Source organism: Diaphorobacter ruginosibacter (genome assembly GCF_014395975.1).
GTDB lineage: Bacteria > Pseudomonadota > Gammaproteobacteria > Burkholderiales > Burkholderiaceae_C > Diaphorobacter_A > Diaphorobacter_A ruginosibacter.
In genome coordinates, this window is sequence record NZ_CP060714.1 from 1,686,172 (window position 1) to 1,699,203 (window position 13,032).

Here is a 13,032-nt window from a genome sequence, read left to right on the forward strand (position 1 = left end):
GATGCTCAATGACGATACCGGGATGGGTGAGTTCACTGTTGAAAGTCTCGAGTCCCCGGCGCTGACCAAGGCGCAGCTGGCCGACATGCTGTTCGAGCAGATCGGCCTGAACAAGCGCGAGTCCAAGGACATGATCGATGCCTTTTTCGATCTGATCGTCACGAGCCTCGTCAACGGTGACGACGTCAAGTTGTCGAGCTTTGGCAATTTCCAGATCCGTACAAAAGCGCCTCGCCCGGGCCGCAACCCGCGTACCGGCGAGTCCATTCCGATCGAAGCACGCCGCGTGGTGACGTTCCATGCCAGCTCGAAGCTGAAGGAACAGATCCAGGGCGATGCCAAGGAATGATGATCGACCGAGACGAGACCGACCGATTGCATCAATGAACGAGGAAAATGCCCGAGCGGTTCAGTGAGAATGCCTCCCCAATCACAATAGGGATGTTTTCACTGGAGTACGCTTGATAGCTTTTCCTCCGCTGATATAAATTATTCATGAGCACCGTGCTGCCCCCCATACCGGCCAAGCGTTACTTCACCATCGGCGAGGTGGCAGAGCTGTGCGGGGTCAAGCCGCACGTCCTGCGCTACTGGGAACAGGAGTTCACGCAACTGCGCCCCATGAAGCGCCGCGGCAATCGTCGCTACTACCAGCACCATGAAGTGCTGATGGTGCGCCGCATCCGCGACCTGCTCTATGACCAAGGCTTCACCATTAGCGGTGCGCGCAACCGGCTCCAGGAACTTGCACATTTCGGCAAGGCCGGCGCAGAGCAGCTTGCCGTGAGTGGCGATATGGACGCCGAGATGGCCGAGCACATCGATGCCGATGCGCTCCATGAGGATGCGCACACCTCGCAGACAACGAATGAGAATTCGCCGGCAGCGACCTCAGTCGCGGTGCTTGCTGCCGCCCCGACGCTCACCATTGCGGCCGTGCGAAAAGAACTTCAAGAAATTCGGTCACTTTTGTCTTGGGTGTGAAAAAACGCTATATAATTCAAGTCTTGTCGGCGTGTAGCGCAGCCTGGTAGCGCACTTGCATGGGGTGCAAGGGGTCGCGAGTTCGAATCCCGCCACGCCGACCATTTATATCAAGGACTTAGCTTCGCAAGGGGCTAAGTCCTTTTTCTTTTTCCTGATTTGTGCCCAACACATTGAGTTGGTAGGGCACCAGGACTAGCTTTATCGGCGGCGAGAACTCGGGCGGCTTCGCGAGTGTGGACTGACGTATGTTCCATCCTTGCGGTAGTAGCCCCGCACGTTTACAGGGCCTCCACTACCACCGCTTGGGGTGTATGAGGGCACGTATGTGGTCGGTCGGTCTAGGCATCGTGTGTGCCCTGCGACAAGCGTCCCATCCTGTCTGTAGTAGGACGATACCCAGCTACAGTTGCCTCAGGTGCCGTCTTAGCGCGTATTTCATGGAAGGTGATGCCCCGAGCCTCCAGTCCGAGTTTGGTACGAACCATCCCCCAGAGTGCCTTGAATGACTCCTTTGTGCATGGCCGAGGCGCGCACCGCGATCGCGAAGTTCAACGAGAAGAATCAGGCTTGGCGGATCTTCTCGATAGAACTTGCGCCGAGTGTGTGCGCTCGAGAAAAGCGGATCCGCGAGGCACAGGAGGGTGTATCTGACGAAGAAGCGGCGTGGTGCGCTTGCACTGGGGCAGTTCGCATGGGCGAGTGAATAACTCAACCGAGCATTCAACGTCCTGTATGACGCTTCCTGGAGTGAATGCCCGGCGCCAGCCAGCGTTGCAGGCAAGCGCTGAATACTGGCGGAGGCCGACGCGGCGCTGCCAGGGGAGCCGGTCGTGCAAGCGTCGGGCTTGCTCCCAGGCATGGTGTGGTGCGGGGCTTAGACTGCTGGTCGAATCTCAGCCACCATTGCCCTGAACGCTGCGATCAATCAACCATCGGTCTCAAGGCTGCGTAGGTAAACTTCGGCCTCATTAAATTGAGCCTCACTGAAAACTCGAACCCCTTCGCGCTCAAGTAATGCAGCCGTGACACCTTGCTCGCGAATACGGTTTCCGTTGAACCGGCCGTCGTAAATGAAACTGGAGCCACAAGATGGGCTATCTTCCTTGAGTACCGCAAGTCGAATGGCATTGCTACGGACTTGACGAAGAGCGGTATTCGCCCCATCCGAGAAAGCTTGAGACACATCGTTCCCTTCGGAGTCAACTACGCGGGCCCGTCCTGCCAAAACGGCGGTGCCTCCTCCTCCGACAATTTCTGCGGCTGGGCGTGGTATGGGCATCCCGCCAGCTACTTCTGGACAAACAGCAACAACACGGCCTTCGCGCAACCAGCGAGAAAGAATCGCGTTGTCTACAAGTTTGTGGGAGCCGTTGTAACGAACGGGGCTGCCGAGTAGGCAGGAGCTGACAAGAATCAATTCCATCGCAATTGACTTGAAATGTGCATATCAAACAGTTGCAGTTTAGCGTTGTTGAGCAAGGATTTCGTGGATCAATTTCAGGAATCCCCAGCAGTGGCGAACCTGTCCGTGAAGGGCTTGTGATATGCAAGCACGCTCTAGCCCAGCGGGCTTTTCATGCCGAGAACTGGCGCGCGAATCGAATCCTGGCAGGTCGTGAGAGAGAAGGGCGCGAAGACCTTAGACCTGCCAGCCCTAGCGCTTAAAGCAGCCATTGATTGAACTGACACAGTCCGCTGGGGCTTAAGTCAAACCCGGGGCAATTCAGGGCGATTCCCATTGTCGGCTCCCCCTCACGCCAGTGCGCGGATTGGGATGACGACTCTTTCTGGCGTGAAAGCCTACATTGGGAAGACCGGCATTAATTTTCATCGCCCCAAAGAAGGAGTCACTATGTCCAATGCAGCTGAAATCATGAGGTTGGAGGAAGAGTTCTGGCAGTCAATGGTGGATCTAGAACCTGAGAAGGCTGGCAGGCTGCTCGCTGAACACGCGGCAAACGTGTTCTCGCTGGGGATTCACCATTTCAGCCCAGCCGAATACGTAAAAATGGCCCAGGAAGGTCCCGCTAAGCTAACCTCATTCACATTCTCTAACGAGAAGGTATTTTTCCCATTGCCAGACGTAGCCGTGGCGACCTATGAGGTTGTCCAAGCTTTTGAAATGAATGGGCAAAAACAGAAGATGGCCTGCTTCGATACAACCACATGGATCAGACGCGACGGTAAATGGCAGGCTGCAGTGCATACAGAAACGCCAAGGCAGTAGGGGAAGTAGGCGCAATTTCGAGAAAACGCCATATCCCTGCAGGCATTGGGCTACGGCCATCTTCGCGGGAGCAGAGAGCCTGTACTGGGTATGGCGTTAAGCCCGTCACTTGAGCAATGTAGCCAGAATGGCCAAAGATCTATTCAGGTCCTCCCAGCTGGCGCCGCCCAGGCAGATTCGCAGGCCGCTCGCACTATCACGGGGTCGTACCATGGTGCTGTGCGGTGAGGTCAGCTTCACCCCCATTTCCATTGCTGCGGACGCGATGCGATCGGCGGCATCGCGTTTCATGGGTAGCCAGGCGTTATAGGCATCAGGGTGCCAGATAAGACCGCGAGTACTCAGGAGCGAGGCTGCCAGTCTGGATCGTCGCTGGGCCTCATGGCGCAGATCTTGCTGGATCGAAGCAATCACGCCGGTGACCAGCCATTCATCCACCACGGCGCAGGACAAGGCGGACGGAGCCATTGGCAGTTCACGCAGAAGGTCTTGCGCGGTATCGCCTAGGCTGTGGGGCAGTGTCAGCATGCCAATCTGCAGCCCCGGACCGAGCGATTTGGAAAGTCCATTCACGTGCAGGGCGATGTCGGGCGCCAGTGTTGCCAACTGGGGCAACTCTGGAGACGCCGCCGCGTACACCCCGTCCTCGATGATCCAGGCGCCCGCCCGACGGCAAATCTCGGCAATGGATTGCCGTCGAGCAACTCCCATCGTGGCAGTTGTCGGATTGTGCAGCGTTGGGGTGAGGTAAACCGCTTTTTTCTCCCGTGCCTTGATGCCTGCAAGTGCCTCGGCGAGCGCCTGCGGCACCATCCCTTCGGAATCCATCTCGACGCCTTGCATCCGGTACCCCTTGCGCCGAGCCAGGGCGATAGCGCCGGGATAGGTTATCCGTTCAGTGAGAATCAATCCTTGCCGACCGCATACAAGATCAAAGGCCAACGCCAGTGCCTGGCGTGCACCGCTGGTCAGAATCAGGCATGACGGGTCTACATCCAGGCCAAGCGCATAGAGCCAACGGGCGAGCACACGACGGTGTTCAAAATGCCCACCGGGGGGAGCGTACAGATTGAAGTGATCCTCATCGATCTTGCGAGCGATCCCTGTCAACGTTCGTGCCAGAAGCCGCGCTCCGAGTGAAGCCGGAGGTGCATTGGTTGAAAGATCGATCTGCCGATGGCTATGAGCCTCGTGAATCGCAACGAAGGTTCCCCTCCCTTTGACACTACGCGTCAGGCCTCTGCGCTCCAGGGTGGCATAGGCCTTGGTCACCGTGCCCAGACCGATCTGCAATGTCTTGGCAAGATCCCGGTGCGCGGGCAGACGATCGCCTCCCGCCAGCCGGCCTTCGATGATGTCACCGGCCAAGGCTAACGACAGTCGTTCGGCGACGTTCGCGCCCGTTTCTGCCAGATGGGGAATCCAGGGAGATTGAATGAGCACGCTCGTGGCCTCAAAAATTAAGTGTAACGTGACACTATTTGAATAATTCAATAGTGTAATGTTCATGCTGATGCTTCTGGAAAGCAGGTTTCCCTTGTGAGAAGCGCCTGGCTGCGATGCCGGGAAGGTATGGATAGCGGAATGTTTAGCCACATTACTGTCGGGGCGCGCCATCTTGGGCGAGCGGGTCACTTCTACGATGCGGTGCTCACCCCGCTTGGATTGACGCGCAGAATCGTATCGCCCGATGGAGGCCCGGCGGCCCTGTGCTGGGTCGGTGCGCAGGCCAGCTTGCCGCGCTTTTATGTCTACAGCCCTTTCAACGGCGAACCAGCAACCGCTGGCAACGGCAGCATGGTGGCCTTTCTTGCGCCGTCGATAGAGGCAGTGAATACGGCTTATGCGGATGGCCTGGCGCACGGTGGCTGTGATGACGGTGCTCCCGGGTTCCGCCCCCACTACGGCAACGGCTACTACGGCGCCTACCTGCGTGATCCAGACGGCAACAAGGTTCACATCGTCCATCGCGCGGACCTGCAGTCATAGAGCAGCAGGCGCCACGTACTTCTGGAGCACGCCATCATGATCGCAGGCCAGTTCGCACTCATCTACGGCACCTATCTCATCGCCACCGCCAGCCCCGGGCCGAGCAACATGGCCATCATGGGAACGGCCATGCGTGATGGACGCCGTCCCGCACTCGCGCTGGCAGCTGGTGTGGTTACTGGCTCGCTCTTCTGGGCGATCCTGGCGGCGACAGGTATTTCTGCCGTGCTGACTGCCTATGCACAGGCGCTTGTGGCCCTCAAAATTGCTGGAGGTCTTTATCTGCTATGGCTGGCCTTTCGCGCAAGCCAATCCGCAATGAAACAGAACCCCAACACAGATGGCGTGGGTACGGCAGGCGAGGTGCCGCGCTATCGGTCGCTCTATCAGAGGGGCGTTCTCATGCACATCAGCAACCCCAAAGCCATCCTGTCCTGGGTTGCGATCATTTCACTGGGAGTCCGCCACGACGCTCCTGCCGAAGGAGTAGCGGTGATCGTGGGTGGCTGTGTGCTCCTCGGAATTCTGGTGTTCGGCGGCTACGCCATTGTCTTCTCGACCGCCTCGACGATTGCCTTCTATGCGAAGTTAAGACGATGGATCGAAGGCGTGCTCTCGGTGGTGTTTGCGGTCGCGGGGCTGAAGCTGCTGGCTTTACGCGGTTGAAGATCCAGCCCTCTCAGTACGGCTCGCCCTCCAATGAATCCAGATACGGAATCAAACCCATGGCCCTCGCAATTCACATGGTCGATGTCTTCGGCGCTGGCGCGCTTTCGGGCAATCCACTGGCTGTCGTCATCGGTGCCGATGCTCTGGACACACAGGACATGCAACGGCTGACGCGATGGCTCAACCTTTCAGAAACGGCATTTCTGTTTGCGCCCAGACACCCGGAGGCGGACTACCGGCTCAGAATATTCACCTTGGACAGGGAGATGCCTTTTGCAGGCCACCCCACCCTCGGAAGCTGTCACGTCTGGTTATCCATCCATAACCGCCTCGAACACAAAGCGGCGATCGTCCAGGAGTGCGGTGCAGGGCTGGTGCAGATCCGGCGTGATCGAGGGCGGCTTGCTTTCGCAGCGCCACCGTTGATTCGCTCTGGTCCGCCCACCGCCGTCGAATTGGACGAAGCGCGGCAGTTGCTTGGAATTGCGGCCAGTGACATTCTGGATGCTGCTTGGATCGACAATGGTCCTGGATGGTTGGGGATCCGATTGGTTTCAGCGGAGAAGGTGCTGTCAATCGCCCCTGCCAGGCGATGGCACACCCGCGTTGATGTCGGCGTGATCGGCCCACACACCAACGACGACGAGCCTGGTTTCGAAGTTCGGGCCTTTTTCTCAGACCATCGGGGAGCCATCGTCGAAGACCCCGTTACCGGAAGCCTCAATGCCTCGTTTGCGCAATGGCTGTTTAAGACCGGGATAGCCCGCGACAACTATATTGCCGCTCAAGGCACCTGCCTGGGCAGAAAAGGCCGCATTTACCTGACCCGCGACGAGGCCGATCAGGTCTGGGTTGGCGGAGAAACGCGTACACATGTCAAAGGTGAACTGCATGGCCTTTGACAACGAGACCGGCAGTAGCCCGTTGACCTGTTTCATCGACTGTTGCGAGCCTGCAAAGGACACTGCGTCTGGTGGCTTCCTGGACGTCGTGTGACAGCACAAACGCAGTAGAAAGGGCGCATCCCGCTTTATCGGGTCTGGCCGTGACGGACAGCCAGTTCGCGTCGTCCTGCATCGCGTGATTCCATCGGCCGCGAGGGCAGGCAACCGGCTCGATGTCGAACCGCATCCTTCACTGTCGTTACACTCAAGCCCCGGCAGGGCATTGTGAACCTGTCGGGCCACCCCTCATGGCATGCAAGGCCGGCAACAGACCGGCCATGTGCTCATCGCAAGCTTGCGCCTCGACATCGGGCGCACATGCGTGACGGATGGGGGCAGGCGGCGGCACGGGTGCAACGGGTATTGCCAAGGTTCTGTGAACAGGGAACGCGGAGCGGACGCTGATGGGCGGACGTCCGCGCCATGACGGTCATAAAACGATTACTCAACTTCAGGAGACATTGCATGCAGGAAGTCACTTCCAGTCCCCCACCCCAGCGCATAGGCGTGCCGCGCGAGGTATTCCCGCTGGAAAAGCGCGTGGCCACGGTGCCGGATGTCGTGGAGAAGCTCATCAAGCTGGGCTTCACGGTGGCGGTCGAGGCGGGAGCGGGCGAGGCGGCCAACTTCAGCGACGATGCCTATCGCGCAGCGGGGGCGGAGATCATCGAGGGGGCTGCGGCGCTCTGGGCGGCATCGGACATTGTCTTCAAGGTGCGCCCGCCGAGTGCCGAGGAAGTGGGGCTGATGCGCGAAGGCGGCACGCTGATCGATTTCATCTGGCCCGCGCAGAATCCTGAACTGATGCAGCAACTGGCGGCGAGGAAGGCCACGGTGCTGGCCATCGACTGCCTGCCGCGTACCTTGAGCCGTGCGCAGAAGATGGACGCGCTGACCTCCACCGCCGGCGTCTCCGGCTATCGTGCGGTCATCGAGGCGGCCAACGCGTTCGGCCGCTATTTCAATGGTCAGATCACGGCCGCTGGCAAGGTGCCGCCGGCCAAGGTGTTCATCGCAGGCGCCGGCGTGGCGGGCCTCGCAGCCATTGGCACGGCGGCCAATCTGGGTGCCATCGTGCGCGCCAACGACACGCGCGCGGAAGTGGCCGATCAGGTCAAGTCGCTGGGCGGCGAGTTCGTGAAGGTGGACTACGAGGAAGACGGCTCGGGCGGCGGCGGCTACGCCAAGGTCATGAGCGAGGGCTTCCAGGCCGCGCAGCGCAAGATGTACGCGGAGCAGGCCAAGGATGCGGACATCATCATCACGACCGCGTTGATCCCCGGCAAGCCGGCACCCAAACTCATCACGGCCGAGATGGTGCAGAGCATGAAGCCCGGCAGCGTGATCGTGGACATGGCGGCGGAGCAGGGCGGCAACTGCGAGCTCACGGTGCCAGGCGAGGCCGTGGTGCGCCATGGCGTGACCATCATCGGCTACACGGACCTGGCCTCGCGCCTGGCCAAGCAGTCGTCCACGCTGTACGCAACCAACCTGCTGCGCCTGACGGAGGAGCTGTGCAAGGCCAAGGACGGCGTGGCCGTGGTCAACATGGAGGACGACGCGATCCGTGGCCTCACCGTCATCAAGGACGGGGAGATCACCTGGCCCGCGCCACCGCTCAAGGCTGCCCCGGCACCCGCCCCCAAGGCGGCCGCGGCGCCCGTGGAGCAAAAGAAGAGCGGCCACGGCCATGGCACGGGTGCGCCCATGTCGGCCAAGGCCCTGACCATCGTCTTCGCCATCGCGGCCGTGCTGTTCTGGCTCATCGGTGCCTATGCGCCCGCGGCGTTCCTCGGCCACTTCACGGTGTTCGTGCTGGCCTGCTTCATCGGCTACATGGTGGTGTGGAACGTGACGCCCGCGCTGCACACGCCGCTGATGAGCGTGACCAATGCCATCTCCAGCATCATCGCCATCGGCGCGCTGGTGCAGATCGCTCCGCCCGAGGCGGGCACGAACGGGAGACCCGACGGACTCATCATGTGGCTGGCCTTTGCCGCGCTGGTGCTCACGGCCGTCAACATGTTCGGCGGTTTTGCCGTCACGCGCCGCATGCTGGCCATGTTCCGCAAGTGAAGAAGAACTAGAACAAGAAGGAAACGATCAACATGTTGTCTCAATCCCTCGCTACCGTGGCCTACCTGGGCGCGGCCATTCTCTTCATCCTGAGCCTGGGTGGCCTGTCCAACCCGGAAACCTCGCGCCGCGGCAACCTGTTCGGCATGATCGGCATGGCGCTGGCCGTGCTGGCCACCGTGTTCGGCCCGCGCGTGAGCCCATCGGGCATCGCCTGGATCGTCATTGCGCTGGTCATCGGCGGCGGCATCGGCCTGTATGCGGCCCGGGTCGTCAAGATGACGCAGATGCCCGAGCTGGTCGCGCTCATGCACAGCCTGGTGGGCCTGGCGGCCTGCCTCGTGGGCTTTGCAAGCTATGTCGATACCTCCGTGCAGTTCACGGGGGCCGAGAAGATCATCCATGAGGTGGAGATCTACATCGGCATCCTGATCGGCGCCGTCACGTTCAGTGGCTCGCTGATCGCCTTCGGCAAGCTCAACGGCAGGATCGGTGGCAAGCCGCTGCTGCTGCCCGCGCGCCACTGGCTCAACCTCATCGCGCTGCTGGTGGTGATCTGGTTCGGCAGGCAGTTCCTGAACGCCCATGAGGCGGGAGCCGGCATGACGGCGCTGGTCGTGATGACGGCGATCGCGCTGCTGTTCGGCGTGCACATGGTGATGGCGATCGGTGGGGCGGACATGCCGGTGGTGGTGTCCATGCTCAACAGCTACTCGGGCTGGGCGGCGGCTGCCACGGGCTTCATGCTGAACAACGACCTGCTCATCGTGACCGGCGCGCTGGTGGGCTCCTCGGGTGCGATCCTCTCGTACATCATGTGCCAGGCCATGAACCGCAACTTCATCAGCGTGATCGCGGGCGGCTTCGGCTCGGGTGCGCCCAAGAAGGCGGCAGGCGGCGCGGCAGCGGAGCCGCAAGGCGAGGTGGCGCCGGTGAGCGCGGCCGAGACGGCGGAGATGCTGCGCGAGGCCAAGAGCGTGATCATCGTGCCGGGCTACGGCATGGCGGTGGCGCAGGCGCAGCACACGGTGTACGAGATCACCAAGACGCTGCGCGAGAAGGGCGTGGACGTGCGCTTCGCCATCCACCCGGTGGCCGGCCGCATGCCGGGCCACATGAACGTGCTGCTGGCCGAGGCCAAGGTGCCCTACGACATCGTGATGGAGATGGACGAGATCAACGAGGACTTCCCCGACGCGGACGTGGCGATGGTGATCGGCGCCAACGACATCGTGAACCCGAGCGCGCTGGACGATCCGGACAGCCCGATTGCGGGCATGCCGGTGCTGGAGGTCTGGAAGGCCAAGCATTCGATCGTGATGAAGCGCTCGATGGCATCGGGCTACGCGGGGGTGGACAACCCGCTGTTCTACAAGGAGAACAACCGCATGCTGTTCGGCGATGCCAAGAAGATGCTCGACGAAGTGCTCGCGGGGCTGAGGAGCGCATAGTCCTGTGCCCCGCGGCGCGGCGGTGAGCATGTCCGTTCCTCACTGCCGAGCCGGCGCCCGCGCGTTCGAGTTGGCGTTCGAGAAGATCGCGAGGCTGATCGCCGCCATCACCCACACGCTGATGGCGGCATAGAGCATCACCCAGCCAAAGCTGTGCGTGAGTGCCTCGCGGGCGATCTGTGCGAGTGCCTCGGGCGGCAGCGCCCCAGCCATGCCCGCGGGGGCCGCATGCAGATTCCCCGAGGCCACGCTGCCGGCCATCTCGCGCAGAGCCGCAGCGTCGAGGGAGCCGGGCAGCGCGGTCTTCAGGTGCTGCTGCACGCCAAGCACCAGCAGATACCCCATCAGGGCGATGTTCAGTGACAGCGTGATCATGCGCGCGCTCATGTCGATGCCCGAGGCCATGCCCGCGCGGGCACTCGAGACGGCACCCGTCGTGGTATTGGTGACCGGCGTGTTGGTCATGCCCAGCCCCGCGCCGGCGATCATGCATCCGGGCAGAAGGGCCAGCCAGTGGGTGTGTGCATGGCTGGTGGCGATGAACATCAGCACGAATCCGAGCCCGATGACGAACAGCCCCAGCGGTATGGCGATACGCGGCCCGAAGCGCATGGCGATGCGCTCGCCTACGGGCGGAAATACCAGGGTGGGAAGGGTGTAGGCCAGCAGCGAAATGCCCGCCGTCGCCACGTCCTGCCCCAGGGCGTTCTGGAAGTAGATCGGCAGGTAGATGATGAAGGACCAGAAGCTGAAGTTCATGCCCGCCGAACCCAGCAGCGCACCGGAGAACTGGCGCACGCGGAAAACGGAGAAGTCGAACATGGGATGCGCGACGTGCAGCTCCACCCAGAGGAACACGGCAAAGCTCACGCCCGCGACCACGATCGCGCTCAGCGCGGGCAGGCTGGCAAAGCCGGTGTCGGCACCCTGGGTCACGAAGAAGGCGAGTCCGAGCACGGCGAGAGACAGCGTGAGCATCCCCGCCAGATCGAGCTTGCGCGCGTGCGGATCTCGCGACTCCCTGACACCGGCGATTGCAAGGCCCAGCGTGAGCACGGCAATGAACACATGCACCCAGAATACCCAGCGCCAGTCGACCAGCGCGACGATCAGCCCGCCGATCAGGGGGCCGAACCCCAGCCCGATGCCCAGGATGATGCCCCAGGTGCTGAACGCGCGGCTGCGCTCTGCGCCGGACGGAAATTGATGGGACAGCACGGCCACCAGGCAGATGAGCATGGCACCGCCGCTCGCCCCCTGGAAGAAACGGCTGGCGATCAGCAGGGGCGTGTTCCAGGCCAGTCCGCACAGCAGCGATGCCACGCCAAAGAGGGCGATGCTGATCAGGAACACTCGCTTGCGTCCAAAGCGATCCGCGAGCGTTCCCGTGGCCATCAGTACGGCAACGCAGGCGATGGTGTAGGCATTCATGATCCATTGAATGTCCTTGAAATCGCTATGCAGCACGGACTCCAGGGTCGGCAGGATCACCGGCACGCTTGAAATCTCCAGGCTGAACATCAGCGCAGCCAGGCATACGGCCAGCAGTGCGATGACGTTGTTCCTGGCGTCGGGACGTTCCGCAGGGAGAGGCGTCGGGGAGAGTTCAACGTGGTTCGTCGACATGGGGTGGCTCCGGAAATGAAACTGGTGCGCGACCACACATCGATCGACGCTCCGGATCAGTTTATGGGAGATTAATTCTCCAATTGATGCCATAAAATCCCATTGAAGATGAATTTGTGGAACCAATTGGTATGAGCGCACAAGATTCCCTGCAAGGCGTTTCCACCTTTGTGCAAGTGGTGGAAATGGGTGGTTTCGCTCCCGCGGCCGAGCGGCTGGGACTGACGCGTTCCGCCGTGGGCAAGGCGGTGGCGCGGCTGGAGGCGCGCCTGGGAGTGCGGCTTCTGCAGCGCAGTACCCGCAGCCAGACACTGACGGCGGAGGGACAGATGTACTACGAGCGCTGCGTGCGGGCGCTCAAGGAGCTGGACGCCGCGGAAGTCGACCTGGACAGCGGCCGCATGGAGCCGAGCGGCCGGTTGCGGGTGAGCGTGCCCGAAGGCTTCGGGCAGCTATGCGTGGCGCCGATCCTCATGGACCTCACGCGCCTGTATCCGCAACTGCGTGTCGATCTGTCCTTCAGCGACCGCCCCGTGGATCTGATCGAAGAGGGTTTCGACCTCGCCATCCGCATTGGCAATTTGCAGGACAGCGGCGTGCTCGCAGCGCGCTATCTGGGGACGCAGCACATCAGCATCGGTGCCGCGCCTTCCTATCTCGCGCAGCGCGGGACGCCCGAAAGCCTGGACGCCCTTGCGGGACACAGCGTCATCGGCTATTCCCGGGCAGGTACGCCTGCGCCCTGGAATGCCGCCTCTGGCGGCGGACGCGAGGCCGTGCGCGTGCACTCGCAGATCAGCATGGACGACATCCAGGCCATCGCCGCCGCCGCGGTCGCGGGTTATGGCATCGCATGGGTGCCATGCTGGCTGCTCAACCGCTATGTGCAACGCGGCGAGCTGGTGCACATCCTGCCGCACTACCGTGCCCGCTCACTGGAGATCAACGCGATCTGGCCCCAGGCCCGGCAGTTGCGCTGCAAGGTCCGGGTGGCCATCGATGCGCTGGTGGCGAGAATTCCTTCCCTGCTGGAGCCCTCCTGACTGCCTACCCCGCATGTCCG

At 61.6% G+C, this 13,032-nt stretch carries 12 protein-coding genes and 1 tRNA gene; 10 read left to right on the forward strand and 3 right to left on the reverse strand.

The window, feature by feature from the left end:
- Nucleotides 1–22 precede the first annotated feature (22 nt).
- The 3 genes from H9K76_RS07675 to H9K76_RS07685 all read left to right on the forward strand — a co-directional run bounded on the left by H9K76_RS07675 (nt 23) and on the right by H9K76_RS07685 (nt 1,088).
- Nucleotides 23–349: an integration host factor subunit alpha gene (locus H9K76_RS07675; protein ID WP_187599277.1), complete on the forward strand. Its 327-nt coding sequence runs from the start codon at nt 23–25 to the stop codon at nt 347–349.
- A 146-nt stretch (nt 350–495) separates the two neighbouring features.
- Nucleotides 496–984 carry a MerR family transcriptional regulator gene (locus tag H9K76_RS07680; RefSeq protein ID WP_187599279.1) on the forward strand — a complete coding sequence of 163 codons (489 nt, stop codon included), beginning with the start codon at nt 496–498 and terminating at the stop codon, nt 982–984.
- Between the two features lie 27 nt (nt 985–1,011).
- A tRNA-Pro gene (locus H9K76_RS07685) sits at nt 1,012–1,088 on the forward strand.
- An 824-nt stretch (nt 1,089–1,912) separates the two neighbouring features.
- On the opposite strand, the gene H9K76_RS07690 is transcribed toward H9K76_RS07685, so the two are convergent.
- Nucleotides 1,913–2,410 (reverse strand): 2-thiouracil desulfurase family protein, encoded by a 498-nt coding sequence (locus H9K76_RS07690; protein ID WP_187599281.1) that lies wholly within the window; start codon nt 2,408–2,410, stop codon nt 1,913–1,915.
- A gap of 351 nt (nt 2,411–2,761) precedes the next feature.
- Between H9K76_RS07690 and H9K76_RS07695 the strand changes: the two genes are divergently transcribed.
- Nucleotides 2,762–3,214: a nuclear transport factor 2 family protein gene (locus H9K76_RS07695; RefSeq protein ID WP_187599283.1), complete on the forward strand. Its 453-nt coding sequence runs from the start codon at nt 2,762–2,764 to the stop codon at nt 3,212–3,214.
- Nucleotides 3,215–3,319: 105 nt separating this feature from the next.
- Here H9K76_RS07695 and H9K76_RS07700 read toward each other — a convergent pair whose 3' ends face one another.
- Entirely contained in the window at nt 3,320–4,657 is a 1,338-nt protein-coding gene (locus H9K76_RS07700) for an aminotransferase-like domain-containing protein (RefSeq protein WP_187600515.1), read from the reverse strand.
- Nucleotides 4,658–4,798: 141 nt separating this feature from the next.
- Between H9K76_RS07700 and H9K76_RS07705 the strand changes: the two genes are divergently transcribed.
- The 5 genes from H9K76_RS07705 to pntB all read left to right on the forward strand — a co-directional run bounded on the left by H9K76_RS07705 (nt 4,799) and on the right by pntB (nt 10,343).
- Nucleotides 4,799–5,203 (forward strand): VOC family protein, encoded by a 405-nt coding sequence (locus tag H9K76_RS07705; protein WP_187599285.1) that lies wholly within the window; start codon nt 4,799–4,801, stop codon nt 5,201–5,203.
- 36 nt (nt 5,204–5,239) lie between these two features.
- Nucleotides 5,240–5,869, forward strand: coding sequence for a LysE family translocator (locus H9K76_RS07710; RefSeq protein ID WP_187599286.1), 630 nt, complete (start codon nt 5,240–5,242; stop codon nt 5,867–5,869).
- 59 nt (nt 5,870–5,928) lie between these two features.
- Nucleotides 5,929–6,774: a PhzF family phenazine biosynthesis protein gene (locus H9K76_RS07715; protein ID WP_187599288.1), complete on the forward strand. Its 846-nt coding sequence runs from the start codon at nt 5,929–5,931 to the stop codon at nt 6,772–6,774.
- A gap of 507 nt (nt 6,775–7,281) precedes the next feature.
- On the forward strand, nt 7,282–8,892 hold the full coding sequence (locus H9K76_RS07720) for a Re/Si-specific NAD(P)(+) transhydrogenase subunit alpha (protein WP_187599290.1): 1,611 nt from the start codon (nt 7,282–7,284) through the stop codon (nt 8,890–8,892).
- 35 nt (nt 8,893–8,927) lie between these two features.
- Nucleotides 8,928–10,343 (forward strand): Re/Si-specific NAD(P)(+) transhydrogenase subunit beta, encoded by a 1,416-nt coding sequence (gene pntB / locus H9K76_RS07725; RefSeq protein ID WP_187600516.1) that lies wholly within the window; start codon nt 8,928–8,930, stop codon nt 10,341–10,343.
- Between the two features lie 39 nt (nt 10,344–10,382).
- On the opposite strand, the gene H9K76_RS07730 is transcribed toward pntB, so the two are convergent.
- Entirely contained in the window at nt 10,383–11,969 is a 1,587-nt protein-coding gene (locus tag H9K76_RS07730) for an MFS transporter (protein ID WP_187599292.1), read from the reverse strand.
- Between the two features lie 131 nt (nt 11,970–12,100).
- On the opposite strand from H9K76_RS07730, the gene H9K76_RS07735 reads away from it, so the two are divergent.
- Complete coding sequence (locus H9K76_RS07735; protein ID WP_187599294.1) at nt 12,101–13,012, forward strand: LysR family transcriptional regulator; 912 nt, start codon at nt 12,101–12,103, stop codon at nt 13,010–13,012.
- The last annotated feature ends 20 nt before the right edge of the window (nt 13,013–13,032 follow it).